At 66.9% G+C, this 25,453-nt stretch carries 29 protein-coding genes; 10 read left to right on the plus strand and 19 right to left on the minus strand.

The window, feature by feature from the left end; translation table 11 throughout:
- Window positions 1–16: 16 nt before the first annotated feature.
- Genes AAFM92_06785 through AAFM92_06805 form a run of 5 tightly spaced genes read left to right on the plus strand, consistent with a single transcriptional unit; the run spans window position 17 to window position 4,791 of the window.
- Window positions 17–1,531: a hypothetical protein gene (locus AAFM92_06785; GenBank protein MEL7300072.1), complete on the plus strand. Its 1,515-nt coding sequence runs from the start codon at window positions 17–19 to the stop codon at window positions 1,529–1,531.
- 32 nt (window positions 1,532–1,563) lie between these two features.
- The gene (locus AAFM92_06790; protein MEL7300073.1) at window positions 1,564–2,148 is read left to right on the plus strand and encodes a DUF1638 domain-containing protein; all 585 of its coding nucleotides are present in this window, start codon (window positions 1,564–1,566) and stop codon (window positions 2,146–2,148) included.
- A gap of 41 nt (window positions 2,149–2,189) precedes the next feature.
- Window positions 2,190–2,969 carry a 5'/3'-nucleotidase SurE gene (gene surE / locus AAFM92_06795; GenBank protein ID MEL7300074.1) on the plus strand — a complete coding sequence of 260 codons (780 nt, stop codon included), beginning with the start codon at window positions 2,190–2,192 and terminating at the stop codon, window positions 2,967–2,969.
- A gap of 1 nt (window position 2,970) precedes the next feature.
- A complete protein-coding gene (locus AAFM92_06800; GenBank protein ID MEL7300075.1) occupies window positions 2,971–3,615 on the plus strand; it encodes a protein-L-isoaspartate(D-aspartate) O-methyltransferase in 645 nt (214 codons plus the stop codon).
- Window positions 3,616–3,669: 54 nt separating this feature from the next.
- Entirely contained in the window at window positions 3,670–4,791 is a 1,122-nt protein-coding gene (locus AAFM92_06805; GenBank protein MEL7300076.1) for a peptidoglycan DD-metalloendopeptidase family protein, read from the plus strand.
- Window positions 4,792–4,794: 3 nt separating this feature from the next.
- On the opposite strand, the gene AAFM92_06810 is transcribed toward AAFM92_06805, so the two are convergent.
- The 4 genes from AAFM92_06810 to tatA are packed head-to-tail and all read right to left on the minus strand — an operon-like array spanning window position 4,795 to window position 7,263.
- A complete protein-coding gene (locus tag AAFM92_06810) occupies window positions 4,795–5,637 on the minus strand; it encodes an ATP-binding protein (protein MEL7300077.1) in 843 nt (280 codons plus the stop codon).
- Window positions 5,634–6,518 carry a twin-arginine translocase subunit TatC gene (gene tatC / locus AAFM92_06815; GenBank protein MEL7300078.1) on the minus strand — a complete coding sequence of 295 codons (885 nt, stop codon included), beginning with the start codon at window positions 6,516–6,518 and terminating at the stop codon, window positions 5,634–5,636. Before tatC ends, AAFM92_06810 begins: the two co-directional genes overlap by 4 nt.
- Window positions 6,515–7,009 (minus strand): Sec-independent protein translocase protein TatB, encoded by a 495-nt coding sequence (tatB, locus tag AAFM92_06820; protein ID MEL7300079.1) that lies wholly within the window; start codon window positions 7,007–7,009, stop codon window positions 6,515–6,517. Before tatB ends, tatC begins: the two co-directional genes overlap by 4 nt.
- A 20-nt stretch (window positions 7,010–7,029) precedes the next feature.
- Window positions 7,030–7,263: a twin-arginine translocase TatA/TatE family subunit gene (gene tatA, locus AAFM92_06825; GenBank protein ID MEL7300080.1), complete on the minus strand. Its 234-nt coding sequence runs from the start codon at window positions 7,261–7,263 to the stop codon at window positions 7,030–7,032.
- A gap of 167 nt (window positions 7,264–7,430) precedes the next feature.
- On the opposite strand from tatA, the gene AAFM92_06830 reads away from it, so the two are divergent.
- Entirely contained in the window at window positions 7,431–8,120 is a 690-nt protein-coding gene (locus AAFM92_06830) for a YafY family protein (GenBank protein MEL7300081.1), read from the plus strand.
- Here AAFM92_06830 and AAFM92_06835 read toward each other — a convergent pair.
- Both AAFM92_06835 and AAFM92_06840 read right to left on the minus strand, forming a co-directional pair.
- The gene (locus tag AAFM92_06835; protein ID MEL7300082.1) at window positions 8,072–9,166 is read right to left on the minus strand and encodes an ABC transporter ATP-binding protein; all 1,095 of its coding nucleotides are present in this window, start codon (window positions 9,164–9,166) and stop codon (window positions 8,072–8,074) included. The two genes, AAFM92_06830 and AAFM92_06835, sit on opposite strands and share 49 nt — an antisense overlap.
- 10 nt (window positions 9,167–9,176) lie before the next feature.
- Window positions 9,177–9,953, minus strand: a complete 777-nt coding sequence (locus AAFM92_06840) for an SDR family oxidoreductase (GenBank protein ID MEL7300083.1) — start codon at window positions 9,951–9,953, stop codon at window positions 9,177–9,179.
- Between the two features lie 158 nt (window positions 9,954–10,111).
- On the opposite strand from AAFM92_06840, the gene AAFM92_06845 reads away from it, so the two are divergent.
- Window positions 10,112–11,125, plus strand: a complete 1,014-nt coding sequence (locus tag AAFM92_06845; GenBank protein ID MEL7300084.1) for a Hint domain-containing protein — start codon at window positions 10,112–10,114, stop codon at window positions 11,123–11,125.
- Between the two features lie 2 nt (window positions 11,126–11,127).
- Here the strand turns inward: AAFM92_06845 and AAFM92_06850 are convergent, their stop codons facing one another.
- On the minus strand, window positions 11,128–11,961 hold the full coding sequence (locus tag AAFM92_06850) for a universal stress protein (GenBank protein ID MEL7300085.1): 834 nt from the start codon (window positions 11,959–11,961) through the stop codon (window positions 11,128–11,130).
- A gap of 126 nt (window positions 11,962–12,087) precedes the next feature.
- Between AAFM92_06850 and AAFM92_06855 the strand changes: the two genes are divergently transcribed.
- The 3 genes from AAFM92_06855 (at window position 12,088) to AAFM92_06865 (ending at window position 15,793) form a co-directional block, all read left to right on the plus strand.
- Window positions 12,088–13,686 carry a peptide chain release factor 3 gene (locus AAFM92_06855; protein MEL7300086.1) on the plus strand — a complete coding sequence of 533 codons (1,599 nt, stop codon included), beginning with the start codon at window positions 12,088–12,090 and terminating at the stop codon, window positions 13,684–13,686.
- Between the two features lie 76 nt (window positions 13,687–13,762).
- Window positions 13,763–14,227 (plus strand): hypothetical protein, encoded by a 465-nt coding sequence (locus tag AAFM92_06860; protein MEL7300087.1) that lies wholly within the window; start codon window positions 13,763–13,765, stop codon window positions 14,225–14,227.
- Between the two features lie 129 nt (window positions 14,228–14,356).
- Window positions 14,357–15,793, plus strand: a complete 1,437-nt coding sequence (locus AAFM92_06865; protein ID MEL7300088.1) for a DEAD/DEAH box helicase — start codon at window positions 14,357–14,359, stop codon at window positions 15,791–15,793.
- Here the strand turns inward: AAFM92_06865 and AAFM92_06870 are convergent.
- The 12 genes from AAFM92_06870 to AAFM92_06925 form a co-directional block, all read right to left on the minus strand.
- On the minus strand, window positions 15,790–16,182 hold the full coding sequence (locus tag AAFM92_06870) for a hypothetical protein (GenBank protein ID MEL7300089.1): 393 nt from the start codon (window positions 16,180–16,182) through the stop codon (window positions 15,790–15,792). The two genes, AAFM92_06865 and AAFM92_06870, sit on opposite strands and share 4 nt — an antisense overlap.
- On the minus strand, window positions 16,179–17,789 hold the full coding sequence (locus AAFM92_06875) for a ribonuclease J (protein MEL7300090.1): 1,611 nt from the start codon (window positions 17,787–17,789) through the stop codon (window positions 16,179–16,181). The genes AAFM92_06870 and AAFM92_06875 overlap by 4 nt, the downstream gene beginning before the upstream one ends.
- A gap of 47 nt (window positions 17,790–17,836) precedes the next feature.
- Window positions 17,837–18,610, minus strand: a complete 774-nt coding sequence (locus AAFM92_06880; GenBank protein MEL7300091.1) for a type III pantothenate kinase — start codon at window positions 18,608–18,610, stop codon at window positions 17,837–17,839.
- A gap of 9 nt (window positions 18,611–18,619) precedes the next feature.
- Window positions 18,620–19,324 (minus strand): biotin--[acetyl-CoA-carboxylase] ligase, encoded by a 705-nt coding sequence (locus AAFM92_06885; GenBank protein MEL7300092.1) that lies wholly within the window; start codon window positions 19,322–19,324, stop codon window positions 18,620–18,622.
- Window positions 19,324–20,811: an NADH-quinone oxidoreductase subunit M gene (locus AAFM92_06890; protein MEL7300093.1), complete on the minus strand. Its 1,488-nt coding sequence runs from the start codon at window positions 20,809–20,811 to the stop codon at window positions 19,324–19,326. The genes AAFM92_06885 and AAFM92_06890 overlap by 1 nt, the downstream gene beginning before the upstream one ends.
- Window positions 20,812–20,823: 12 nt before the next feature.
- Window positions 20,824–22,662, minus strand: coding sequence for a hypothetical protein (locus tag AAFM92_06895; protein MEL7300094.1), 1,839 nt, complete (start codon window positions 22,660–22,662; stop codon window positions 20,824–20,826).
- A gap of 32 nt (window positions 22,663–22,694) precedes the next feature.
- The gene (locus tag AAFM92_06900; protein MEL7300095.1) at window positions 22,695–23,066 is read right to left on the minus strand and encodes a carboxymuconolactone decarboxylase family protein; all 372 of its coding nucleotides are present in this window, start codon (window positions 23,064–23,066) and stop codon (window positions 22,695–22,697) included.
- Between the two features lie 84 nt (window positions 23,067–23,150).
- Window positions 23,151–23,546 carry a hypothetical protein gene (locus tag AAFM92_06905; GenBank protein MEL7300096.1) on the minus strand — a complete coding sequence of 132 codons (396 nt, stop codon included), beginning with the start codon at window positions 23,544–23,546 and terminating at the stop codon, window positions 23,151–23,153.
- The gene (locus AAFM92_06910; GenBank protein MEL7300097.1) at window positions 23,536–23,940 is read right to left on the minus strand and encodes a DUF5333 domain-containing protein; all 405 of its coding nucleotides are present in this window, start codon (window positions 23,938–23,940) and stop codon (window positions 23,536–23,538) included. The genes AAFM92_06905 and AAFM92_06910 overlap by 11 nt, the downstream gene beginning before the upstream one ends.
- A 1-nt stretch (window position 23,941) precedes the next feature.
- Entirely contained in the window at window positions 23,942–24,346 is a 405-nt protein-coding gene (locus tag AAFM92_06915; GenBank protein MEL7300098.1) for a DUF5333 family protein, read from the minus strand.
- A 99-nt stretch (window positions 24,347–24,445) separates the two neighbouring features.
- Window positions 24,446–24,667: a DUF5337 domain-containing protein gene (locus AAFM92_06920; protein ID MEL7300099.1), complete on the minus strand. Its 222-nt coding sequence runs from the start codon at window positions 24,665–24,667 to the stop codon at window positions 24,446–24,448.
- Window positions 24,668–24,745: 78 nt separating this feature from the next.
- Window positions 24,746–25,393, minus strand: a complete 648-nt coding sequence (locus tag AAFM92_06925; protein MEL7300100.1) for an NADH:ubiquinone oxidoreductase — start codon at window positions 25,391–25,393, stop codon at window positions 24,746–24,748.
- Window positions 25,394–25,453 lie beyond the last annotated feature (60 nt).

A 25,453-nucleotide genomic window follows, 5' to 3' on the forward strand; every position in this document is an offset into this window, starting at 1 on the left:
GCGTGGGGGCTTTTTCATGTCATCGAATTCCGAACCTGACGACAAGCACCTCAAATTGACCTGGCCTGCGTCCCCGCAAGACGCCTTTGACCGAGAACTAAGCAAGAAAGAGTGGGCGCAATACGCGCTCCATACGCTGCACAAGAACATCGCGCGACCGGACCGCAACTCGTTCGCCGGTATGTTCCGAAGCATCAACGTCCTGATCATCGTGGCGCTCTTTCCGCTCGTCGCAGCGATTGGTGCCAGCTTTCTCGCGCCGGATAGCACGCTGCCGGTGCTGAGCGAGGCGCAGCAACTGGCGCTCGGAGACACGAAAGACACCGACCTCATCGCGGCGAATGCCATTCTCGCGAAAGCCAACGAACCGCTGGTTGCGTATCGCGGCATCCTTCTCTTGATCGGCGCCTATATCGTCCTTGCGTTCTATCTCGGGTCCGCCTTGCCCGCGCAATGGCAGCTCAGCCTCCGCTATTGGCGGGGCTGCGTCGGGCACGGGGATGACAAGCCCAAGAACCTGCCAATTCATGCCTTTGTCTATGCCGGTCTGATCATCGCGAGCGCGGTCTATCTGGCGCAGAGCCTCATGGATCTTCCGGGGCCCCTCGAAAGCGCAGTGGAGCCCATGGCCCTCGCCGCCGTCGGCCTCGCCACCATCGTGTCGATGACCCTCGCCTTCGTGACGCTCTTCGCGTCCCATGTCGTGGGAACCAACTATCCCGGCGTCCGGAAATCCGAAGAAATCGCGCAAGTCATGGTCGACGCGCGCCACCAGATCGGCGCGTCAAGCTTTAGCGAGGTCGTATCTCTCGCGCTCCGCCCCACGGAAGAGCCCGACGATGAGAAAGAGAGCGACGAGGCCACCATCATGGCTGAGCTGCCCTCCCCCATCAAACCGAAGGTTCCGGTCCTCGATGAACCACGTCTCAACATCGATTCCGAACTCATGCCGAGCGACGCGCAACAGACTATCAATGATCTGTGCCTCGTGCTCGCCGTTGCGCTATGCCTTGCGATCGCAGTCCTTTCATTCGCGGGATCGGCGCTGGTGAGCACCGTTTCCGCGCCCGAGGCCTATACCACGGCGCTGCAAGGCGCGCTCGACGCGTGGGTCATCTTTGTTGGGCTCGGGGCCTCCTGCACGCTCGCGGTGGCCTATGCCTTTCCCGTCCTGCGCCTCATGCGTTTTGCCTATGTGGAAACCGAAGGCCTTATTGAAAAGAAAGCTGCCCCAAAGCCAGCAGCGAAGGAATGGGAGGTGAAGGGCTCTGCCGGTTTGAGCGGCATCAATCTCACCGCCACCGAAATCCTGCCCGCCGGGAAACCCGCGCCGTGGAGCGCTTTCAAAGACATTCAGCACGCTCGCCGCGTCGGGATCGCTGAGAAAAAGATGCTCTATATCATCAAGGCTGCCGATATCGGCGGGGCGTTTCACACGCTCACGGCGAACACTCTCAAAACCCAGATCAAGAGCCTCGTCGCGGTCATTGCGCCTGCAACGGCGGGCACCTTCCTGTCGCTCTTGGGCTAGGCGGGAGGCACGCGAAAGCCTAGGTTGCGACCATGACTGAAAAGGTTCTCATCCTCGCCTGCGGGGCGCTGGCGCGGGAGATCCTCGCGCTGATGGAGCTCAATGGCTGGGACCACATGGAGCTGCATTGCCTGCCAGCGCAGCTCCATCTTCATCCGGAGAAGATCACCGATGCCGTGACTGCGGCCGTCGAGGCGCGCCGGGCGCACTACGCGCGCATCTTCGTGGCCTACGCCGATTGCGGGACAGGCGGGCTCCTCGAGGCCAAGTGCGAGGCCCTTGGCGTGGAGATGATCGCGGGCCCCCATTGCTACAGCTTCTTTGAGGGCAACGAAGGCTTCGCCGCGAAGGCGGAAGAGGAGATGACCACCTTCTACCTCACAGATTTCCTCGTGAAGCAGTTCGATGCCTTCGTCTGGAAGCCCATGGGGCTGGATCGTCACCCCGAGCTCCTGCCGATGTATTTCGGGCATTACGAGAAGCTCGTCTACCAGGCGCAGACAGACGATGCCGCGCTGACCCGGAAGGCCGCGGATGCGGCGGCGCGGCTCGGGCTTTCCTTCGAGCGCCGCTTCACCGGCTATGGCGATCTGGCCACGGCGCTGGCGCGCGCCTGAGCGCGCCTTGCCCCCCTTCCCGCCCCGCGCTAGCACGGGGCATGCGCATTCTCCTGACAAATGATGACGGCATCAACGCCCCCGGGCTCAAGGTGCTCGAGGCGATCGCCGCCGAGCTGACATCGCCCGAGAACGTGTGGGTCGTGGCACCGGCCTTCGAGCAATCGGGCGTCGCGCATTGCATCAGCTACACGCGCCCCCTGATGGTGGCGGAATACGAGCCGCGGCGGTTTGCCGTGGAGGGCTCACCGGCGGATTGCGTCATCGCGGGCATCCATGAGGCCATGGACGGGCGGCCCGATCTCGTCCTGTCGGGGGTCAACCGCGGCAACAACTCGGCGGAGAACGCGATGTATTCCGGCACGCTGGGCGCGGCGCTGGAGGGCGCGCTCCAGGGCATCCCCGCCATCGGCCTCTCGCAATATTACGGCCCCGCCAATGCCGGCGCCGATGACCCGTTCGAGGCGGCCGCGCGTTTCGGCGCGGATGTGATCCGCAAGCTTCTCGCCACGGGCTTTGACAGCGAGGGCGAATACGGCCTCTTCTACAACGTCAATTTTCCCCCGATCCCTGCGGCCGACGTGGCCGGCACCCGCGTGGTGCGCCAGGGCGCGCGGGAGGGTGTGCATTTCTCGGCAGAGGCCTCCACCGCGCCCAACGGGCGGCGCTTTCTCTGGATCAAGGGCGGCAACCAGCATGTGCCGGTGGCCGCGGAGACGGATGCGGGCGTGAACCTCGCGGGCTACATTTCCGTGACGCCCATGCGGGCAGATCTCACGGCCCATGACGCCCTCGCACGGGTTGCGGAGGCCTTCGACTGAGATGAATACCCTCGCCGAGCGGAAGATGCAGTTCCTGTTCCAGCTCCGCTCGAAGGGCGTGACAGACAAGGCCGTGCTCGAGGCCATGGAGAAGATCGACCGGGGCGCCTTCGTCACGGGGCTTTTCGCGGAACGCGCCTACGAGGACACACCGCTGCCCATCGCCTGCGGCCAGACGATCTCGCAGCCCTCCGTGGTGGGGCTCATGACGCAGGCGCTCAAGGTCGAGCCGCGCTCGAAGGTCCTCGAAGTGGGCACGGGCTCCGGCTACCAGGCCGCCATCCTCGCCGTGCTGGCGCGGCGCGTTTATACGGCAGACCGTCACCGCCCCCTCGTCCATGCGGCGCGCAAGGTCTTCGAGGAGCTTGGCCTGACGAACATCATCGCCATGACGGCCGATGGCAGCCACGGCGTCGCCGAGCAGGCCCCGTTTGACCGCATTATCGTGACCGCCGCCGCCGAGGATCCGCCGGGGCCGCTCTTGGCGCAACTCAAGATTGGCGGTATCATGGTGGTGCCGGTGGGCCAGTCCGACACCGTCCAAAGCCTGATCCGCGTGACACGCACGGAGACGGGTTTTGACTATGACGAACTCAGGCCCGTGCGGTTCGTGCCCCTCCTCGAGGGGCTCGGCGAGAGCGAGTGAAGCAAGTGGGCGACCCCGGACAAACCGGGGCGGATCCCGAACGAGGTTGAGAGCATGGTGGCACATCCGCTGAGAGTGTTTCTTGTGGGCGCGGGGCTTCTGGCCGTGGCGGCCTGCGATGATTTCGATCTGCGCGACAACGTCGGAGGCTTCGACACCTCGAACGCCGCGCTTGGCGCGACCGCGCCGCGACCGGAGCCGGACGCCCGCGGCGTGATCTCCTATCCCGGGTACCAGGTCGCCGTGGCCCGGCGCGGCGACACGGTCGCGACCATCGCGGCACGGGTGGGCACGGATGCCACCGCCCTCGCCCGGTTCAACGGGATCGGCGAGACGGTGGGCTTGCGTCCCGGCGAAATTCTCGCGCTGCCCGAACGCGTGCCGGGCGAGACCGTCGATATCGCGGGCCTTGCCGGCGCTGCCATCGAAGCGTCTCCGGAGGACGCGGCGCGCGCGCCCGCGGCGGTGGAAACAGCCGAGCTCCCCGTCGGCCCCGAGCCCGTGCGCCACCAGGTCGAGCGCGGCGAGACGGCCTTCACCATCGCGCGGCTCTACAACGTCCCGGTGCGGAGCCTCGCGGAATGGAATGCGCTCGATGCGGACCTCACGGTGCGCACCGGCCAGTTTCTCCTGATCCCCACGGCGGCCAGCCCCCGGCAATCGAGCGCTGTGGCCGCGCCCGTCCCCGCCCCCGGCGCTGGCAGCGCGACGCCCACGCCACCGAGTTCCACAACACAGCTTCCAGCGGAAGACGAGACGCCAGAGGCGCAGGTCGCTGCCGCCCCCGCCCCGGCATCGCCCGAGGTGGCCACGCCCGCCGATCGCGCGGAGTTTCTCACGCCGGTCACGGGCACCGTCATCCGCGGCTACGCGCGCGGGCGCAACGAGGGTGTCGATTTCGGCACGGCACCGGGCGCTGCGGTGAACGCCGCCGCAGACGGCACCGTCGCCGCCATCACGCGCGATACCAACGACGTCGCCATTATCGTCATCCGCCACGAGAACAACCTGCTCACCGTCTACACCCAGGTGGACGATCTGCGCATCGAGAAGGGGGATACGGTCCGCCGCGGGCAGCGCATCGCCTCCGTCCGCGCGGGCGATCCGAGCTTCCTGCATTTCGAGGTGCGCGACGGTCTCGAGAGCGTCGATCCCGCGACGTATCTGGACCTCTAGGCGCTACCGGAGCGAGACGCCCCGCCGACCGGCCAGATCACTGAAGAATTGCCAGGCCACGCGGCCGGATCGGCTTCCCCGCGTCGCCTGCCACTCGATGGCCTCCGCGCGGAGCTCTTCTGGGTCGATCTCGATGCCGTGGGCCGCGCAATAGCCCTCGATCATGGCGAGGTAGTCATCCTGGCTGCAGGCATGGAAGCCGAGCCAGAGGCCGAAGCGGTCCGAGAGCGAGACCTTCTCCTCCACCGCCTCCGACGGGTTGATGGCGCTCGAGCGCTCGTTCTCGATCATGTCGCGCGGCATCAGGTGGCGGCGATTGGACGTGGCATAGAGGACCACGTTCTCCGGCCTGCCCGCGATGCCGCCATCGACGACGGCTTTCAGGCTCTTGTAATGCGCGTCGTCATCGGAAAACGACAGGTCATCGCAGAAGAGGACGAAGCGGAACGGCGCCCCGCGCAAAAGCCCGAGCAGACGCCCGATGCTCGGCAGGTCCTCGCGCTGGATCTCCACGAGCTTGAGCGGGTGTCCCTCCTGCGCCACCGCGCCGTGCACGGCCTTCACAAGCGAGGATTTTCCCATGCCTCGCGCGCCCCAGAGAAGCGCGTTGTTGGCGGCAAACCCAGCCGCGAACTGGCGTGTATTGGCGAGAAGCGTGTCACGGGCGCGGTCGATCCCGAGAAGGAGCGCGAGGTCGATGCGGGCCACCGTCTCCACCGGCTCCACGCCATCGGGATCGGCATGCCAGAGGAAGGCCTGCGCCGCGCTCCAATCCGGCGCCTCCGCCGGCGGTGGAGACATGCGCTCCAGCGCCTCAGCGATCCGACCTAGCGCGTCGTCGTTCACTTCTGCTCGTCTTCCTCGGCAAAGGCCCCTTCGCCGTGGATATCCTCGTCCCACAGGCCCTGCGCCTTGAGCTCCGCCTCGCGCTTGCGCTCGATGCGCCGCACCAGCTGGATCGACACCTCGTAGAGCCCGTAGACGGCCACGAAGAGGATCACCTGCGTGATGATGTCAGGCGGCGTCACGATCCCCGCGAGCACGAGGATGGCCACGACGGCATACTTGCGCACTGCCGCGAGGCCCTGGGCGCTCACGAGGCCCGCCTTGCCCAGGAGGGTCAGGAGCACCGGCAGCTGGAAGCAGAGCCCGAAGGCCATGACAAATGTGATCGTGAGCGAGAGATACTCGGCCACCGAGCCCTGGAAGCTGATCCCCGCGGTCCCCCCTTCGACCTCTGCGCCCACGGCCTCCCCGGTCTCCGGGGCGATCTGCTGGAAGTTCAGGAAGAAATCGAAGGCCAGCGGGATCACGATGTAGAAGGCGAAGGCCGCGCCGAGAAAGAACATGAAAGGCGAGGCCACGAGGAACGGCAGGAACGCCGACTTCTCGGAGCGGTAAAGCCCCGGCGCCACGAAGCGCCAGAGCTGGTAGGAAATCACCGGGAATGCGAGCGCGAAGCCACCGAGGATCGAGATGCGGATGGCCACGAAGAAGCCCTCCTGCAGCCGGATCAGGATGAGCCCGCATTCCTGCCCGCGCTCGGCGAGCGCCTGGCAGACCGGTGTCGTCAGGTAGTTGAAGATCGGGTTCCAAACGGCAAAGCAGATGAAGATGCCGATCACGAAGGCGATGGCCGCGCGAATGAGCCGCGTCCGCAGCTCGGCGAGGTGCTCGATCAGCGGTGCGGCGCTGTCTTCGATCTGATCATTGTCGGTGGAGCTCATGTGGCTTTCTGCTCGTCTTTCGGCGCGGACGCCTCGGAGATGTCCGCGGCGGTCTCAGACGCGGGCTCGGGCTCGTCAGACGCTTCGGCCTCCGCCTCGGCGGCTGCCGCGGCGGCCTTCTCGGCCTCGCGCTTCTTCGTCGCCTCGTGGATCTTGCGGGCGGCTTCGGCGCGCTCCTGCTTCAGCTTGGCGGTCTCGGGCCCCATGGCCTTCTGCGGCTGGCCGGGCTCCCACTTGTCGAACTGGTCAGCGGCGTCCTTCAGGGCGTCCATCCCGAAATTGCGCGGGTTGGACATGCCCTTGAGATCCTTGGCGATGTCCTTGGCGCCGGACGCATCCGCGGCCTCGTTCATCGCGTTCGAGAATTCCCGGCCCATGCGGCGCACCTTGGCCGTCATCTTGCCCAGCGCCTGAAACATCACCGGCAGATCTTTGGGGCCCACCACGATCAGCGCGACAACGCCGATGAGGATCAGCTCACTCCAGCCCATGGGCGGCTCTCCTCGAGGGTCTAGACCTTGTCCTTGTCTTTTTCGTCCTCGGGCGTGACGTCACGCGCCGCCTCGGCATCGGCCTTCTCGAGCTCTTCGGTGCCCTCTTTCACGCCTTTCTTGAAGGACGTGATGCCCTTGCCCACCTCGCCCATGAGCGAGCTGATCTTGCCGCGCCCGAAAAGCACGAGCACGACCACAGCGATGAGCAGCCAGCCCACCGGGGGAATATTGGTTACAAACATCGGGGTCATCGGTGTCTCCTTTCACGCAAACGCGCGTGTCCCGTGTATCATCCGAGCTGCTATCTACGGCGCGCCGGGCCCACGGAAAAGGCTTGAACGCGCGTTCCGCCGCGCACATTGTCGCTTTTCATGTCATAATCCTGTCAGGAGCGGCTCGACCGCGCCGCGAGAGACCCTTGAAACGCAGTGACCGCCTCATCCAGCTCATCACCATCCTGCGCGATGGTCGCCGCTACCGCGCCGAGGACCTCGCGGAGCGGCTCGGCGTCTCGCTGCGCACGGTCTACCGGGACATGGACGTGCTCGCTGCCTCCGGCATCCCCGTGGAGGGGACGCGGGGCCTCGGCTACGAGATCACGGCCGCCGTCACGCTGCCGCCGCTCAATCTCACGACCGTGGAGCTCGAGGCGCTCCATCTCGGGCTCTCGGCGGTTGGCGAAGGCGGGGATGAGGAACTGAGAGAGGCCGCCCGCGGCCTCTCTGCCAAGATCGACGCGGCCCTGCCGGAGGAGCGGCAGGGCGCCCCGCGGGGCTTCGGCTTCGCAGTCTACCCGTTCGCGGACGTGGCCCATGGCTTCAAACACATGCCACCCCTGCGGGCGGCCATCCGTTCGCGCCAGAAGGTGCGCATCAGCACTGAGGAGACCGACGGCGAGCGGAGCCGCGTCATGCGCCCGCTGCAACTGGATTATTGGGGCCGCGTCTGGACGGTGACCGGGTGGTGCGAACGCGCCGGTGACTTCCGGACCCTCCGCGTGGACAAGATCGGGAGCTTGACCATCCTCCCCGCCATCTTCGTCGAGGAGGAAGGCAAGCGCTACGAGGACTTCCTCGCGCGAGAGGAGCGCGGGAAGATCCGGCAGTGACGCCGGGGGGCGCGTACGAGGAGTGTCGTCCCCACCGGTGGCTGAAAGAGGCCCGGCACGGTGGCCGCCAACGCCGTCCCGTCGGCGAGCGTGAATTCGATGACGGAGAGCTGCCCGAGGAAGCGCGCCCGCGCGACCTCCGCCCGCACGGGCTGACCGTCGCTCGCGGTCCGATGCGGAAGCTGGCGGGACCGGTTGAAATCGATCCCCACATGCTGGGGCCGGATCACGATGTCCACCGGCGTGCCGTCGGGATGGCCCGGCGCGAGGAACGGGCCGAAGGCCGTGTCCACCAGCGCGCTGTGAACTTCGCCCTCGATTATGTTGATATCGCTAAAAAATTGCGCCGCGGCGAGATCCACCGGCTCGTTGTAGACCGTGTAGGGCGCGCCACTCTGGACGATGCGCCCGGCCCGCATGAGCGCGATCTGGTCGGCCATGCGCATGGCCTCCTGCGGATCATGGGTCACGAGCAACACCGCCGTCCCGGCCTCGCGCAGGACCTGCAGCGTCTCGTCGCGCACCGCGTCGCGGAGCCGTTCGTCGAGCCCCGAAAAAGGCTCGTCCATGAGCATCACCCGGGGCTGGGGCGCGAGCGCCCGGGCCAGCGCCACGCGCTGTTGCTCGCCGCCGGAAAGCTCATGGGGATAGGCCCCCGCATAATGCGAGAGTCCCACCCGCGCGAGAAGCGTCGCCACCCTCTCCCGCCCGGCGCGACGGTCCTTGATCCCGTAGGCCACGTTATCGGCGACACTCAGATGCGGAAAGAGAGCGAAATCCTGAAACATCAGACCGATGCCGCGGGCCTCGGGTGGCGTCCCCGTGATGTCCGCGCCATCGAGGAGGATCTGCCCGCTGGCGGCGGCCTCGACCCCGGCCACGGCGCGCAGCGTGGTCGACTTCCCGCAGCCCGAATTGCCGAGAAGGCAGGTCACCTCCCCCGCGGCCACGGTGAGCGAGACCTCATCCACCGCCGTCTTCGCGCCGAACCGGCAGGTCAGGGCGCGCAGCTCGAGCCGCGGCACGGGATCGCTCGTCTGGTACACGGACCGCAGCTCAGATGGTCGCGTTGGTGCCGCCGCCGTCGAGCAGGATGTTCTGGCCGACGATGAACCCGGCATGCTGCGAGCAGAGGAACGCGCAGGCGGCGCCGAATTCCTCGATCGTCCCGTAGCGGCGCGCCGGGATGGTGGCTTCCCGCTGCTTGCGGGCCTCGTCCATAGTGATGCCTTGCGCGTTGACGACCCCGGTGTCGAGCGCCTCTGCGCGTGCCGTGGCGTGGATTCCGGGGAGGAGATTGTTGATCGTTACCCCCTTCTCCGCCACCTGCCGGGCCGTCCCGGCCACGTAGCCCGTGAGCCCGGTGCGGGCGGCGTTCGAAAGGCCGAGCTGCGGGATCGGCGCCTTCACGGACTGGCTCGTGATGTTGACCACCCGGCCCCATCCCCGTGCCATCATCCCGGGCAGCGTGGCTTTCATGAGCGCGATGGGCGTGAGCATGTTGGCATCGAGCGCGGCGATGAAATCGTCGCGGTCCCAGTCGCTCCAAAGCCCCGGAGGCGGGCCGCCTGCATTGGTGACGAGGATGTCGAGATCACCGGCGGCCTCGAGCACCGCGGCCTGCCCATCGGGCGTTGTGACATCGGCGGCGACCACGGTCACGGAGACCCCGTGCGCGCGGAGTTCGTCAGCCGTGGCCTCGAGCGGCGCGACGGAACGCGCATTGATCACGAGGTCCACGCCCTCGGCGGCCAGCGCCATGGCGCAGCCCTTTCCGAGGCCCTTGGACGATGCGCAGACCAACGCCCGCTTTCCCCGAATACCCAATTCCATCTCAGACCTCCCGCTGCAGTCCCGGCGTTCCCGCGGACCTAGCAGCGCGCGGATGCCCCTTCAATGCCGACCGGGCTCCCAAGATGCGCCGCAATCATGCCTTAAGACTTGCGGTGGTACGTTTGTGCAACCATTGGAATCTGACTACGATGAGTGACATGGCCTCCTCTTTCCGCTCGAGCCTCCGCGCGACGCAGACCTTGCCGGTTTTCCGGGCCGAGGCGTTTTTCGTGCTCGCGGGCGTGAATGCGGGGGAGGCCCTGAGCTTTGCCAGCGAGCTGGTGCTGGATGACGTCTACGAGCTCGACGCCGCCGCCGCGCCCAGCGCGCTCAGCGTCGGCAACGACGCGGATGCGCTTCGCATCGCGCCGGACAGTGCCGTGGGCTCCCCCGGCGGACACATCATCATCGACTCGACCATCACGCTCATGTCGCCCCTCGGCGCGACGATCGAGGGGCTTATCCTCGTGGAGGTCGATGGCGGCGAGGCCGTCGACATCTTCCTTCTGCCGCTCGCGCATCTCGCGCCGCGCACGGATTACACGCTCGTGGGCATCGATACGTCCGATGCGCGGCGGCGCTTCGCGGAGGCCGCCTGTGTCGCCTTCACCCGTGGCACCCACATCACCATGGCCTCCGGCGCGCAGGTGCCCATCGAGGAACTCCGCGTCGGCGATCGCGTCCTCACGCGGGACGAAGGCCCGCAAGAGATCCGCTGGATCGGGCAGAACACGCGCCGCGCCGTGGGGGATTTTGCCCCGGTCCTCATCCGCAAAGGCACGCTCAACAACGAGAACGACCTTATCGTGAGTCCGGATCACCGGCTCTTCATCTACCAGCGCGATGACGAGATCGGTGCGGGCCGGGCCGAGGTCCTCGTGAAGGTGCGCCACCTGATCAATGGCGACACCGTCGTGCGGCTCGAGGGCGGCTTCGTGGACTACTTCCAGCTCCTCTTCGACAGTCACCAGATCATCTATGCCGAGGGCATCGCAGCAGAGAGCCTCCTCGTGGATCCCCGCACCCGGGCCGCGCTCCCGGCGGATGTGGACGCAGCGCTGGCCAAGGCGCTCCCCGGCCACGAGGACCGCCACCACCTGAATTACGAGGTCAGCGAGACACTCCTCAGCCGGAACGCCGCCGAGATGCTGCGCCGCGCGTCCACGCGCTAGGCCTAGCGCACGATCAACACGTCGCAGGGCGGCTCCCGCAGGAGATCGTTGGCCACGGAGCCGAGGATGGCGGGCAAGGCACCGGCGCGTCCATGGGCACCGATGGCCAGAAGCGGGACGCCCTGCTCCTCCACGGCCCGCGCGATGACCGCACCGGCCCCACCCTTTTCGATCGTCACCGGCCCGCAGGAGGCCTCCTCCAGCGTCAGGCTTGCCTGCCACGCTTCGGCGGAGGCCGTGGCATCATTGAGAAATGCCGCCTCGAGCGGCGCCGCGGCACCGGGGGCCCGCGCCAGCCGCCCTTCATAGGGCACATGGAGCGCATTGACCGGGTGGAGCGCGATGCCCGGCGCGAGAGACGCGGCTTGCCGCGCCGCCTTTGTCGAGGCCTGCGAGAAATCCGTGGCGACGATGGCGGCCGCGTAGGGGCGTGATGCATCCTCCCGGACGAGGAGCACCGGGCACGGGGCATGGCGCACCGTCTTCTGCGCGGTGGTCTCCCACATCACGTCCAGAAAGGCGCGCCGCCGATGGGTGCCCACGACGAAGAGGTCCACCATGGCGTGGGTGGCGGCGATCATCTCCTCCACCGGGTCACCCGCCCGGACATCGATGGTGACATTGCGCGGGGCCTCCAGCGTCTCGAGCAGCGCCGTGATCGCCGCGCGCGTCTTTTCGATCAGCAGGTCCTCGAGGTCGTCGGGCAGGTCCTCATCGATGACGGACAGCACGGTGAGCGCGGCGTCGTGCTGCCGCGCCAGCGCGGCGGCGCGTTGCACCGCCTTCTCCGACCGCTCCGAGAGGTCGGTGGCGACTGTGATCGTTTCGATGGCCATGGGCATCTCCTCCGCTTTGGTCAGAGGCCTAGCACCCGCCCGCGCGGCGGGCCTTGATCCAGCGCAAGAATTGCCGCGCGCGCATGCGCCCCTTGCCTCCCCCGGGTTTGGCGATAAACCCCACCCATGCTCGACAATCGCCCCAGCCTTCCCCCGGAAGTCGCCCGCCGCCGGACCTTCGCCATCATCTCGCACCCCGATGCGGGCAAGACGACGCTGACCGAAAAGTTCCTGCTCTATGGCGGCGCGATCCAGCAGGCCGGCCAGGTGCGTGCCAAGGGCGAGGCCCGGCGCACGCGCTCGGACTTCATGCAGATGGAGAAGGACCGCGGGATCTCCGTGAGCGCCTCGGCCATGGCCTTCGACTATGGCGATTACCGCTTTAACCTCGTGGACACGCCCGGGCACTCGGACTTTTCCGAAGACACCTATCGCACGCTCACGGCCGTGGACGCGGCGGTCATGGTCATCGACGGCGCCAAAGGCGTGGAGAGCCAGACCCAGAAACTCTTCGAAGTCTGCCGCTTGCGCGACCTGCCCATCTTGACCTTTTGCAACAAAATGGACCGGGAAAGCCGCGATACGTTCGAGATTATTGACGAAATCCAAGAAAACCTCGCCATTGACGTCACGCCGGCCGCCTGGCCCATCGGGCGCGGGCGGGAGTTCATCGGCTGCTATGATCTCCTGCGCGACAGGCTCGAACTCATGGACCGCGCGGACCGCAACAAGGTGGCCGAGAGCGTGAAGATCGAGGGGCTCGATGACCCGAAGCTCGCCGAGCATGTTCCCGCCGCACTGCTCGATACCTTCCTCGAGGAGGTAGAGATGGCCCGGGAGCTCCTGCCCCCGCTTGACCCGAAGGCCCTCCTTGAAGGGACACTCACGCCCATCTGGTTCGGCTCCGCGATCAATTCCTTCGGCGTGAAGGAGCTGATGGACGGGATTGGCACCTACGGCCCCGAGCCGCAGCCCCAGAGCGCCGAGCCCCGCCAGATCGCGCCGGAAGAGGGCAAGGTTTCGGGCTTTGTCTTCAAGGTGCAGGCGAACATGGACCCAAAGCACCGGGATCGCGTGGCCTTCGTGCGCATGGCCTCGGGGCACTTCACGCGCGGCATGAAGCTTACCCATGTTCGCACGAAAAAGCCGATGGCCGTCTCGAACCCCGTGCTCTTTCTCGCATCCGACCGCGAACTCGCAGAGGAGGCCTGGGCTGGCGACATCATCGGCATCCCCAACCACGGGCAGCTCCGCATCGGCGACACCCTCACCGAGGGAGAGGCGCTCAAGGTGACGGGGATCCCCTCCTTTGCGCCGGAGCTCCTGCAGGGCGTGCGCTCGGGCGATCCGATGAAGACGAAGCACCTCGAAAAGGCGCTCATGCAGTTCGCCGAGGAAGGCGCCGCCAAGGTCTTCAAGCCGATGATCGGATCGGGCTTCGTCGTGGGCGTCGTGGGCCAGCTCCAGTTCGAGGTGCTGGCGAGCCGGATCGAGCAGGAATACGGCCTGCCCGTGCGTTTCGAGGCCTCGCAATTCACCTCAGCGCGCTGGGTCCACGGGCCCAAGGACAAGGTCGACGCCTTTGCGCAGTCGAACAAACAGCACATGGCCACCGACAATGACGGCGACGATGTTTTCCTCACGCGCCTGCAATGGGATATCGACCGTGTTGAACGGGACCATCCCGATCTTCGGCTGTCCTCAACCAAGGAGATGATGGTCTGATCCGGCGGCGCCCCGCCGGCCCGACTTGCGCCGCGCGCAGGACTTTGAGACCATCCGGAAAAACAGGCAGCGCTCCATGATCGCATCCCTCGCAAAGCTCCCCGTCAGGCTCTTGCCCGCAGCCCTCGCCGCGGGGCTGGCCACGGCCGCGGCAGCGGAACTCTGGGACAGCGATGCTGCGTGGAACCTGCTCAACCTTGCCAGCGTCTCGGAGGCCGTGGTCGACGACACGTGGTTTGCGGTGAAGGAGTTCCCCGAGGAGCTGCGCGCCGCCGCCGACGACTTCCTCATCGAGGGCTACGTCGTGCCGATCCTCGCGGAGCCCAAGATCTCGAGCTTCATTCTGGTCCAGGACCCCGAGAACTGCCCCTTCTGCGGCACGGGCTCGGGCTACGCGCCGGTTCTCGAGGTCATCCTCGGGGAGCCGATCCCCTCGGTGGAGGAGTTCTCCCGCATCCGCGTGCAGGGCGAGCTCGAGCTCATCGATGATCCTCAAACATTCCAGATGTTTGTACTCGTGAACGCCGCGCCTGTGAGTTGACCCGCGCGATTTGACCTCGGGCTGTGGATCGATTATCTGCAGCGCAGCACGCAGCGGCGTGCACGACGCCGGGCGCGACTGTGACAAGCGCCCAATGCCACGGGGCCCTGCCCCTAACTTTGGACGCTGATGACAAAATTTACTGATCTGAACTTGGACCCCAAGGTCCTCAAGGCCGTAGTCGATGCTGGCTACGAAGAGCCCACGCCGATCCAGGCGGGCGCCATTCCCCCCGCCCTCGAGGGCCAGGATGTCCTCGGGATCGCGCAGACGGGCACGGGCAAGACCGCAAGCTTCACGCTCCCCATGATCACGCTCCTGAAGCGCGGCCGAGCCCGGGCGCGGATGCCCCGCTCCCTCGTCTTGGCACCGACGCGAGAGCTCGCGGCGCAGGTGGCGGAGAACTTCGACACCTACACAAAGTACACGAAGCTGACCAAGGCGCTCCTCATCGGGGGCGTGAGCTTTAAGGAGCAAGACGCGCTGATCGACCGGGGCGTCGACGTCCTGATCGCCACGCCCGGGCGCCTGCTCGACCATTTCGAGCGGGGCAAGCTCCTCCTCACGGGCGTCCAGATCATGGTGGTCGACGAGGCCGACCGGATGCTCGACATGGGCTTCATTCCGGATATCGAGCGGATCTTTTCGCTGACCCCCTTCACGCGCCAGACGCTCTTCTTCTCGGCCACCATGGCCCCCGAGATCGAGCGCATCACCAACACGTTCCTGAGCAACCCGGCCAAGGTGGAGGTGGCCCGCGCCGCCACCACCAACAAGAACATCACGCAAGGCGTGGTCATGTTCAAATCCTCCCGCCGGGACCGCGAGGCGAGCGAAAAGCGCAACCTGCTGCGCGCGCTGATCGATGCCGAGGGCGAGAAGCTCACGAACGCCATCATCTTCTGCAACCGCAAGACGGACGTCGACATCACCGCGAAGTCGCTCAAAAAGCACGGCTATGACGCCGCGGCGATCCACGGCGACCTCGATCAATCCTTCCGCACCAAAACGCTGGACGGTTTCCGTGACGGGACGCTCAAGCTCCTCGTGGCCTCCGACGTGGCCGCGCGCGGGCTCGACATCCCGAATGTGAGCCATGTCTTCAACTTTGACGTGCCCAGCCATGCCGAGGATTACGTGCACCGGATCGGCCGCACGGGCCGCGCCGGTCGCAGCGGAACGGCGATGATGATCTGCGTGCCGCGTGACGAAAAGAACCTCGAGGATATCGAGCGGCTCGTGGAGGACACGATCCCCCGGCTCGAAAGCCCGCTGAAGGGCGGCGCACCGGAGCCCACGGCCAGCGATGAGAGCGACGAGAAGCCGAAGCGCTCTCGCTCCCGGTCGCGCTCCCGCAAGAAAGACGAGCCGAAGCCCGAGGTCGAAGAGGTGGCCGCCGCCGCCGAGGACACCCCGCGCGAGCCGCAACCGAAGCGCACGCGCGGCGGGCGTGGCCGGGGCCGCGACCGTGGCGAGAGCGGGCCCACGCCCGTGGGCATGGGCGATCACATGCCGGGCTTCATCGCCAAGAGCTTTGCCCAGCGTCTCGAGGAAGACGCGGCCTAGCGGCTGGAGCGCAAGGACCGCAGGAAAAGCCCGAGCCCGCCGAAGAAGAGCACGAGGATCACCACGAGATCAAAGACGCTCATCCGCGCGAAGGTGAGCTGGATCGAGGCGATGACCCCCGCCACCATGGCGATGAGCGCCCCGGCCGCGAGCCCCCAGCCGATCCAGTTCTTCGAGTTGTAGAAGATGATCACCACCCCGAAGATGAAGGGGATGAGCACCATCCCCGTCGTCACCGGAACGCCCCCCACGCGGAAGAGCCCCGTGCCGAAGCCAAATTGCGGGCGGATGATGATCCCGTTGAGGAGCAGGTAGCCCCCGGCGACCATCATCGCGAGCCCGATGAGGAACTGCCCCGTCCCGCCGTCGCTGCCGCCCGCGCCCATCAGCCGAGCCTCGAGAGGACGACGGTCACTTCGGGCTTCTTGCCGATCTCGGACATGGCCGTCGCGCGCGTGATGCGGCGGAGCTCGTACTCGAGTTTCTCGTCGTCTTTAAGTGTCTTGGCCGAAGCGCGCATGAGAAACTGACCGAGGTCCTCCTCGAGCACATCCGAGAGCGCGGCGTTCGATGTGCCCGTTTCGGCGAGGCCCATGAGATCGCACCATGGCTCGCCCACGGGCTCGTCATCCTCGAGGATCACGCTCACCATGACATGCCCGTTGAGCGCCATCCGCATCCTATCGCGGATCACGCCGTCAAGCGCCCCCACCTGCACCGAGCCGTCGAGATAGGTCCGGCCCGTTTCCACGTAGCCCACCACGCGCGGCGCATTGCCGGCGAGATCGAGCATCGTGCCGTTGACAGCGATGACGGAGGCGCGCCCGCCCTGCTCAGCGAGTTTCACGTGTTCGCGCAGGTGCCGGTGCTCGCCATGCATGGGCACCACGAAGGCCGGATCGATGAGCGCGTGCATGCGCTCGAGATCCGGCCGGTTGGCATGGCCCGAGACGTGGTAGAGCCCCGAGCTGTCATCGACGACATCGACGCCCATCTCGCTGAACTGGTTGATGATGCGGATCACGCCGCGCTCGTTGCCCGGGATGGTCTTCGAGGAAAAGAGGAAGGTGTCGCCCTCTTTCATCGAAAGCCCGCGATACTTCCCGTTGGCGAGCTGCGCGGAGGCCGCGCGGCGCTCGCCCTGGGATCCGGTCACGAGGAGCATCAGGTTACCCCGCGGGATGTCGAGCGCATCCTCGGCAGTCACGGTCTTCGGGAAATCGCTGAGCACGCCCGTCTCGACGCCGGCCTCGATCATGCGCCGCATTGCACGGCCCAGAAGACAGATGGAGCGGCCCGCCCGCTCCCCCGCCTCCGCGAGCGTCTTCACCCGCGCGATGTTGGAGGCAAAGGTGGTGGCTACCACCATGCCCTCCGCCTCGGAGACGAGGCGCTCGATCTCCGGGCCCACGACGGCCTCCGAACGGCCCGGCGTGTTCGAGAAGACGTTGGTGCTATCGCAGACGAGCGCTTTCACCCCGCCCTTCGCGATCTCCTCGAACATGTCCGCGTCAAAGGCCTCGCCCACGCCGGGCGTGGCATCGAGCTTGAAATCACCCGAATGGAAGACACGGCCCGCCGGTGTCTCGATGAGGAGGCCGGAGGATTCCGGGATCGAATGCGAGACCGGCACGAAGCTGACCTTGAACGGCCCCGCCTCCACGACCTCCGGGTAGCGCGAGACGGTCGTGACCGCCTCGGGCCCGATACCGAATTCCTCGAGCTTGCGCCGGGCGATGTTGGCGGTGAAGGTCCGCGCGAAGATGGGGGCGCCGAGCCGCTCGAAGGTGTGGCCCACGGCGCCCACATGGTCCTCATGAGCGTGGGTGATGAAGACGGCGTCGATCATCGCGCGGCGCTCCTCGAGCCATGCGATATCCGGCAGGATCAGGTCCACGCCGGGCGTGCCGTCCATGTCCGGGAAGGTGACGCCGAGGTCGACGACGATGAGCCGCTCCGCATCCTCGGGGCCGTAGCCGTAGACATAGCAATTCATGCCCACTTCCCCTGCCCCACCGAGGGGCAGGTAAATCAGTCGCTCGCTCACATGTTTTCCTTATTGTGTCGGTGGATGACGGTCAGGCCGTGCATCGTCAGGTCGTCTTCGAAGACGTCAAATAGCTCTTCTGCCTGCTCGAACAACGGCGCGAGACCGCCCGTGGCCACGATCTTCATGGGCCGCTCGCGTTCGGCGGTGATGCGCGCGGTCACCTCCTTGATGAGGCCCACATAGCCCCAGAAGATGCCCGATTGCATGCAGGCGACCGTATTCGTGCCGACGACGCGCTGCGGCTTCGTGATATCCACGTGGGGCAGCGCGGCGGCGGCCATGTGGAGCGCCTCGAGGCTCAGGTTGACGCCCGGAGAGATGACCCCGCCCACATATGCCCCGTCATGATCGACCACGTCGAATGTCGTGGCCGTCCCAAAATCGACGACGATGAGATCCCCGCCGTGAAGATCGAAGGCACCGGCGGTGTTCACGAGCCGGTCCGGGCCCACGATCGTGCCCTCGTCCACGCGCGGATCCACCGGCAAGAGGCAGTCCGGCTTGCCAACCACCCAGGGCCGCGTGCCGAAATAGCGATCCGAGAAGACCCTCAGGTTGAAGACCACCCGCGGCACGGTGGAGCTTACGATGACCTCGTCGATCTCGGGGTCGATCCCGTGGAGGTTCATGAGCGTTTTCAGCCAGACGTAGTACTGGTCCGCGGTGCGCTGGTGCTCCGTCGAGGCGCGCCAGGTGGCGAGGAAGCTGGTGCCATCCCAGAGGGAAAAGACGGTGTTGGTGTTCCCGCAATCGATGCACAGAAGCATGGAAACCCTTCAGAAATAGACGTCCGCCGCAGGCAGGCTCAGGCGGCCTTCGGGCGTGGATAGTATAAGCTGGCCTGAGATGTCGATGGTCTCGAAGATGCCCTGACGCTCCGTCTGTGCCGTGCGCGCGCGGATGGGCTCGCCCAGCCTCGCGGCCCGTTCCAGCCAGGCTTCACGCACCGGGCCGAAGCCTTCCCGCACGAGGCGCGCCTCCCAATGCGCGAAAGTGGGGGCGAGATGATCGAGCACCTCCTCGGGCGCGGCCTCCAAATCGAGCGCCCGCGGCGGCAGCGCGTGCGGCTCCAGGAGGCCCGGATCGGGCGCGTGGCGCAGGTTGATCCCGATGCCCACGGCGAGCTTCGCACCCGGCAACGTCTCAAGCAGGATCCCCGCGACCTTGGCGCCGCCCACGAGGACGTCATTGGGCCATTTGAGCGCGAGGTCGGCGACGGCCAGAGCCTCGAGCGTGTCGCGCAGCGCCAAAGCCGCCACGAAGGAGCGCAGGGCCGCCTCGGCTGGCGGTGGCGACGGCATCACGAGCGTGGCGGCGAAGTTCCCGTCCGGGTGCTGCCAGCTGCGGCCGCGCCGCCCGCGGGCCGCCGTCTGACGCAGCGCGAGGATCCATGTGGGGGCCGCGAGCTCTGCCGACACGCGCTCGGCCTCGGCCATGGTGCTGTCGAGCTCGGCATGGACGCGGCGCTGCGCGACCTCCATCAGCGGAGCGCGGCGAATTGGGCGGCCATCTCGGCGAAGGCGGGCGCCGTGCGATCAAGGAGGAGGCCGGGCCAGAGGCCGAAGAGGACGAGGGCCGCGACAAGGAGCGAGAGCGTCAGCCGCTCGCGCCCGTCGAGATCGGCCACCAGCTTGAAATGTTCCTTGACCCGCGCGCCCAGCATGAGCTGACGGTAAAGCACGAGCGCCAAGGCGCCGAAGAGGAGCGCGCCGAGCGCCGTGAGGAGCGCCGCGGTCAGGCTCACGGGCATCAGCCCGAAGAGCGCGAGGATGAGCGCGGCGAAGCCCGCCGTGCCGGGCACGCAAAGCAGCGCGAGAACGAAGAAGAGGAAGAAGCCCGACAGGATCGGCAACCGCGCCTTGAGCGCGCCGAAGGCCGCGATCTCCCGCGCGTTGCCGCGCGCCTCCAGCATCACCGCCAGCGCAAAGAGCGCGGCCAGCGTGCACCCATGGGCGAGAATGGCGAGGACGATGGCATCGAAGCTCTGCACCGTGCCGCCCGCCACGAGGAGGACGAGCGCGCCGGTCTGCGCCACCGCCACGTAGGACAGGAGCCGACCGAGATCCTCCTCCGTCAGGGCCGAGAGGATGCCGAGCACCAGCCCGAGCCCCGCAAGCGTCATCAGCAGGGGGGCGAAGCCCTGCGTCGCCACGGGCAGCATGCCCACGTGAATGCGCAGCAATCCGTAGAGGCCGAGCGCCGTCACGAGCACGCAAAGAAGCATGCCGACATGGAGCGGCGCGCGATAGGCCAGCCCGGGAAGCCAGGTGTGAAACGGCCAAAGCGCGGCCTTCACCGCCACGCTCGCAGCAGCGAGGAGCCAGAGCACGCCCTGCGCCCCGCCCGGCAGCGCGCCGTCTCCCGTGGAAAAGTTGTGGAGCACGAGCTCCGAGATATCGGTCGTCTGCGCTTCTCGCGCGAGACCCGTGGCCGCGATGATGAGCAGGATGGAGCCCGGCACGGTGTAGAGCCAAGCCTTGAGCGCCGAGACCCCGCAGGCCTTGCGCCCCCAGCTGCCCGCGAGGATGAGCGCGGGCAGGATCGCCAGCTCGAAGAAGGCGATGAAGAAGATGAGATCGAGCGAAAGCACCGCGCCGAGCAGGGCCGTCTCCAGCGTAAGCATCCAGATCACGTAGTGCTTGACCCGCTCCGTCAGCATCCAGCTCATCGCGACGGCGATGGGCGTGATCGCCGTGATGAGCACGACAAAGGGCAGAGAGACCCCGTCCACCCCCATCCGGTAGGTCAGGCCGAGGATGCTCCGGCTCTCCTGAAACTGGAAGCCGCGATTGGCCCCGTCAAAACCGAAGAAGAGCGCCGCGGCCACGAAGAACGTGGCCCCCGACGCCGTCAGCGCCAGCCACTTGGCATTCTGCCGCGCGGCCTGATCGTCGCCACTGAGGAAGATCGCGAGGATCAGCGCCGCAAGGAGCGGGGTGAAGGTCAGGATCGAGAGCAGGTTTTCCATGTCAGCCCTCCCTCACGCGCCGACCATGGCGAGGATCGTGGACAGGAGCACGAGACCGACCAGTGCCGTGATCGCGTAGGGTGCTGTGCGCCCCGCGTTGAAACGGGCCCAGAGCTGCGTGAGCGACGGGTGGAGCGACCGCGCGAGCCGCAGCATGAGCGCATCGAGCCCGGAGGCGTCGAGCTTGTGTCCGAGGGTCTCCCCGGCCCAGCCGGCCGGGCGCTTGATCAGGGCCCCGACCAGCGTCTCCGCAGCCAAGGCTCCGCCCGGAGCGGGCAGCCTGCGCGAGAGCGCCTTGGCCCAGCCAAGCCGCAGAACGAAGAAAAACGCGGCGAGCGTGAGCCCGGCAGCAAAGCAGATGAGCGGCACGGCGCTCACCCATGTCGGGGCGGCGATGCTGGCGGGATCCGGCACCCAGAGGGTCGTGAGGACGACGAGAAAGCCCGCAGCGATGAGCACGCCGCGCGTGACCGAGGGCTCCGCGATGTCCTCGGGCAGCGTGCTCCTCGGATTGCCCTCGAACGTCATCACGATCACGCGCCAGATCGCGAAGCTCGTCAGCACCAGCGCCGCGATGACGGGCGTGAAGTAGCCTGTCCCGTGGAGGGCCGAGAGAAGCACGCCGGTGCTTGCAAAGCCGCCAAGGCCGAGCACCGCCCCGTCATAGGGAAAGGGCAGCCCCAGCCCGCTCAGGCCCGCGGCGCCCACGAGCATCGCGCCGTAATGCGTGCGGAAGGCCGCCTTGCGCCCGCCAAGCTGCCAGAGATCGCATTCGTCGCCCCGCGTGGCGATGGAACTCACCCCCCAAAGGAGGAGCGCGAGACAGCTCGCCTGCGCGAGCAGGTGCGCCAGCGCAATATCGGCGAAGCCCAGCGCGAGCATCAGAGCGACGATCCCGCCGACCGATCCCGCGAGGAGCGCGACGGATCGCCGGATCTCCTGCTGAAGGATGGCGAGCGCTGCGAGCACCACCGCGCTGATCGTGCCGAGGGCCGCCAGAAGCGCACGGTGCGCGTCCGTGAGGACAGTGCCGTGGGTATCGATCAGCCAATACGCCGCCAGCGCGCACACGATGGGCAGCAGCGGCATGGCCGGGGTCGGCGTCAACGCGGTCTCGGCCAGCCAGACATGTGCGAAGAGGAGGCCAAGGAGGATGGCGGCTGAAAGGAGGATGGCGAGGCTCGCAACACTGCCGAGCAGGGCCGCACGGCCGAAGGCGGATGTCTCGCCCGTGAGGGGCTCGGCAAAGAGAATTTCGAAGCCCGCGCCGTCCCGCCCTGCAAAGAGCGCCGCCGCAGCGAGGGCCAGAACAAGCACAGCGAGAAGAAGGGGCACCAGCACGCGCTGCGCGGCCCGACCCGCCGCCTGGCTGCGGTAGTCGAAGCCCGCGAGCTGCGATCCGAACCAGGCCATGAGCAAAAGGCCGCCCAGCATCTGCACGGTGTCCGTCGCGGCAAAAAAGAGCAGCGCCGCAGCAAGGAAGAGCCCGTGGATCACGCTGAGCCGGGCCTTCCCGTCCGCGCGCACTTTGGGCTTCTGCGCCAGAACCGGCAGATCGTGCACCATCACCTGGGACAGCGCGCCCAGCGTGAGTGTGAGTGCGATAAAGAGGAGACCCGTGGCGCCCGGCTCAAGAACAATCTCCGTCGAAAGACTGCCGCTCTCGATCCAAGGGCTCAACAACACCGCCTGCGCCAGCGCCCCGCCGCCATAGGCAATCCAGGCGAGGAACGCCGCGAAGCCATAAAGCACCGCGCAGAGCCAAGAGAGAGCGATCTCCGACATCGCGCTCCGCGCGAGCCATGCCACGCCCGCCCCCAGAAGCAGCAGACCTATCAGGATCACGCCCATGGAGCGCTCTCCCCCGTTGCCGTGGATTTCACCTAGTCGTCTCCATCTTTCGACATCGCGTCGCGCGCCAGGGTCATGGCCCGTGTCATGGCAGGTGGACCGGCAAAGAGCGACATCTGAACGATGGTTTCCACGATTTCTTGATCCGTGGCGCCCGCTTCCTTTGCGTGGCGCACGGTGGTCTTGATCTGCTCATCGGCCTGCGCGCCAAGCACGGTGAGCGCGCCGAGGGTCAGCAAGAGCCGCGTCTTGGCGTCGAGACCGTTGGGATTGAAGGTCTTGCCGAAGAACATCTCGAGCATGTCCTGGGGCATCGTTGGCGGCATGGCCCCGATCCAGGAACTCGCGGCTTTCGACCACTCCTCCGACGCCTTTTGCATTGCTTCGATGAGGGATTTGTCCATGGGCGATCCGCCTCGCAGTCTTCCGTCGGCTGAACTTAGGCCAACCGGGGGCCGGCGTCGACTGAAAGCGCGCGCATCACCGGCCTAGACGGTCGGGATCCCGGCCTCGCGGCAGGCGGCGACGGTGGCCGTGGCGTTGAGCGTCTGGTCCCCGCGGGGCATTTCGCGCGAGATGGTGTAGGCCGCATCGGCCGTCCAGACCCGGCCTGCCTCGGAGACGTTGGTGCGTACGTGGCGCAGGAAATTCACGCCACGGATGAGCGCATATTGCGCGGCGGCGCAATCGGTGAAGTCGCGCAGGTCCCCCGGCCCGCGCGCGCCTTCCATGACGACGGCAAAACTCACCAGGTCATCGGCGAGGAGCGTTGTTTCCACCGGCAGGTAGCGCGGCGCGAAAGGCGCCTCCTGCGGCGCGGGGCCTGGGGCCTCGCACCCCGCGCAGAGGAAAAGCGCTGCGATTGCGATGCTCCTAGCGTTCACGGAGGAGACGGCCCACTGCGGTTTCCTGGTCGATCTCGGCCACGCCCACGGCGCAATATCCGGCGGGGCTCTCCCCCTCTAGTCCGCGGGCCGACAGGTAGGCCTCGGCCTCGGCGCGTAGATTGGCGCGGGCGATCGGATCATCGACGAAGGCATCGATCTCCTCGCTGGAAAAGCCCGCAGCCCGCGCCGCCGAGAAGAGCTGATTGCGCAGGTTGTAGACCCGCAGCAGGCGCGGCGTGATGCTCTCGCAGTTCTTCTGGATCGCGTCCCCCACGGCGACGGCCAGGAGCCCGTTGCGCACCTCGGCGACATCATTGGGGCTCCGCGCCTCGAGCGGCGCGGCGAACGGCGTGAGGAGGAGAAGCATGATCGCGAGGGGGCGCATCACCATGTCACTGCCCTCCCGCTTCGCTGGCCACGAGAAGCTGGCCCAAGGCGCTGCCTTCGTCGATCTCGCTGAAGGCTGCCGCGCAGATGTCGTTGGTGCTCGGGGCAGCGAGCGCGTGGCGCTCCATGAAAGCGGCCTGCCGGGTGCCGACGCCTGCCTCGACGCCGGAGAGCTCCGTGAGCGCGTCGCCCACGATGCCGTCGGTGGCGAGGCGGGACAGCAAGAGCTCCGACGCCGAATTCGCCGCCTCGAGGCTCACATCCACATCGGGGCAGAATTGCGCGAGGCGCTCGGCGGTGCTTACGGCAAAGAGCGCGTCGAGGTAATAGTCGGGGGCGACCGTTTCCGCCGCCGCGCTCCCCGCCACGCAGATCGCCACCGCGCCCGTCAATGCTGTGTATCTCGTCATGGTTTCACGTCCCGTATCTGCGCCGGCTGATGGGCCCGAGATGGCCGCGACACAAACGGTTATGCAATAACGCGGCCGCATTCGCAGGATTCCGCCACGTCAGGAGCGGCTCCGCCAGAGCCTGAGCGCCACGATCATCGACCATGTGAAGGCAGCAAGCGCGAAGAGATCGGCGAGGATCGCGTATTCGCCCGGCAGCCCCATCCGCGGCCCGAGCCACTGCACGCCGAGCCAGAGCGCCATGGCAAGGACAAGCACGATGGAGACGAGGCGCGACGTCTTCGCGCGCCGGACATCTTCTTGGCTGGGCTGCTTGGACACCGGGGGCGGTCTCCCGTCTCTTGCGAAAACAGAAACGGGCGCGCCATGGCCTGGCGCGCCCGCGCTCATTCATGCGGCTCAGTAAACCTTGCCGTCATCGACCTTCTTGGAAAACTCCGTCTCGCCGCCGGCGGCGAGGACCTTGGCCTGCGCGACCCATTCATCGCGCGTCACGCGGCCCTTGAAGCCCTCGAGGTTCTGATCGACCCAGGCCACCTCGTCGGCAGACCAGGATGCGATCTGGTCGAAGTGGTAAAAGCCCAGCGTATTGCAGAGCTTCTCCAGCTTGGGCCCGATGCCTTTGATCTCCTTGAGATTGTCGGCCTTGCCGTCGCGCGCCGCGCTCAGCGCTTCGGGGCGGGTGCCCTCTCCCGCCGCCGCGACCTCGCCCGGGTCCGGCGCTGCTGCGCGCGCGGGCTCGGGCACCTTCACAGGCTCCGCCTCCACGGCCTTGTCCACGCCGGGCGCGGGCGCTTCACCGGGCTGCGGCACGGGCTTTCTGTCGGCGCCGGGGGCTTGCACGTCCTGAAGCGCAGGCAGTTCCCGGCAGAAGATGTAGGCAAACACGACGCCGAGCGCCACGATGACGAGACCGCCCAGGAAGATGCTCTGCGTCCACAGGTAGCCCGCGAAGATGCGGAACACGATGGTGGCCAGCGCACCGATGAACGCGGCCATCGCAAAGGAACTGATGGTGCAGCTCGTGGAGCCGGATTTTTGGGTCATGATCGAGGAACTCCCTTTTCCGTCGACGTTATTCTTTTCGGCACTTTGGCACGCTCCTCG

The organism is Pseudomonadota bacterium, assembly GCA_038533575.1.
Lineage (GTDB): Bacteria > Pseudomonadota > Alphaproteobacteria > Rhodobacterales > Rhodobacteraceae > Shimia_B.

Excerpts from the sequence above, each read along its gene's own strand:
- AAFM92_06785 (MEL7300072.1), top strand. The coding sequence starts at position 17 with ATGTCATCGAATTCCGAACCTGACGACAAGCACCTCAAATTGACCTGG.
- AAFM92_06790 (MEL7300073.1), top strand. The coding sequence starts at position 1,564 with ATGACTGAAAAGGTTCTCATCCTCGCCTGCGGGGCGCTGGCGCGGGAG.
- surE (MEL7300074.1), top strand. The coding sequence starts at position 2,190 with ATGCGCATTCTCCTGACAAATGATGACGGCATCAACGCCCCCGGGCTC.
- AAFM92_06800 (MEL7300075.1), top strand. The coding sequence starts at position 2,971 with ATGAATACCCTCGCCGAGCGGAAGATGCAGTTCCTGTTCCAGCTCCGC.
- AAFM92_06805 (MEL7300076.1), top strand. The coding sequence starts at position 3,670 with ATGGTGGCACATCCGCTGAGAGTGTTTCTTGTGGGCGCGGGGCTTCTG.
- tatC (MEL7300078.1), bottom strand. The coding sequence starts at position 6,518 with ATGAGCTCCACCGACAATGATCAGATCGAAGACAGCGCCGCACCGCTG.
- tatB (MEL7300079.1), bottom strand. The coding sequence starts at position 7,009 with ATGGGCTGGAGTGAGCTGATCCTCATCGGCGTTGTCGCGCTGATCGTG.
- tatA (MEL7300080.1), bottom strand. The coding sequence starts at position 7,263 with ATGACCCCGATGTTTGTAACCAATATTCCCCCGGTGGGCTGGCTGCTC.
- AAFM92_06840 (MEL7300083.1), bottom strand. The coding sequence starts at position 9,953 with ATGGAATTGGGTATTCGGGGAAAGCGGGCGTTGGTCTGCGCATCGTCC.
- AAFM92_06845 (MEL7300084.1), top strand. The coding sequence starts at position 10,112 with ATGGCCTCCTCTTTCCGCTCGAGCCTCCGCGCGACGCAGACCTTGCCG.
- AAFM92_06850 (MEL7300085.1), bottom strand. The coding sequence starts at position 11,961 with ATGGCCATCGAAACGATCACAGTCGCCACCGACCTCTCGGAGCGGTCG.
- AAFM92_06855 (MEL7300086.1), top strand. The coding sequence starts at position 12,088 with ATGCTCGACAATCGCCCCAGCCTTCCCCCGGAAGTCGCCCGCCGCCGG.
- AAFM92_06860 (MEL7300087.1), top strand. The coding sequence starts at position 13,763 with ATGATCGCATCCCTCGCAAAGCTCCCCGTCAGGCTCTTGCCCGCAGCC.
- AAFM92_06865 (MEL7300088.1), top strand. The coding sequence starts at position 14,357 with ATGACAAAATTTACTGATCTGAACTTGGACCCCAAGGTCCTCAAGGCC.
- AAFM92_06875 (MEL7300090.1), bottom strand. The coding sequence starts at position 17,789 with ATGAATTGCTATGTCTACGGCTACGGCCCCGAGGATGCGGAGCGGCTC.
- AAFM92_06880 (MEL7300091.1), bottom strand. The coding sequence starts at position 18,610 with ATGCTTCTGTGCATCGATTGCGGGAACACCAACACCGTCTTTTCCCTC.
- AAFM92_06885 (MEL7300092.1), bottom strand. The coding sequence starts at position 19,324 with ATGGAGGTCGCGCAGCGCCGCGTCCATGCCGAGCTCGACAGCACCATG.
- AAFM92_06890 (MEL7300093.1), bottom strand. The coding sequence starts at position 20,811 with ATGGAAAACCTGCTCTCGATCCTGACCTTCACCCCGCTCCTTGCGGCG.
- AAFM92_06895 (MEL7300094.1), bottom strand. The coding sequence starts at position 22,662 with ATGGGCGTGATCCTGATAGGTCTGCTGCTTCTGGGGGCGGGCGTGGCA.
- AAFM92_06900 (MEL7300095.1), bottom strand. The coding sequence starts at position 23,066 with ATGGACAAATCCCTCATCGAAGCAATGCAAAAGGCGTCGGAGGAGTGG.
- AAFM92_06910 (MEL7300097.1), bottom strand. The coding sequence starts at position 23,940 with ATGGTGATGCGCCCCCTCGCGATCATGCTTCTCCTCCTCACGCCGTTC.
- AAFM92_06915 (MEL7300098.1), bottom strand. The coding sequence starts at position 24,346 with ATGACGAGATACACAGCATTGACGGGCGCGGTGGCGATCTGCGTGGCG.
- AAFM92_06925 (MEL7300100.1), bottom strand. The coding sequence starts at position 25,393 with ATGACCCAAAAATCCGGCTCCACGAGCTGCACCATCAGTTCCTTTGCG.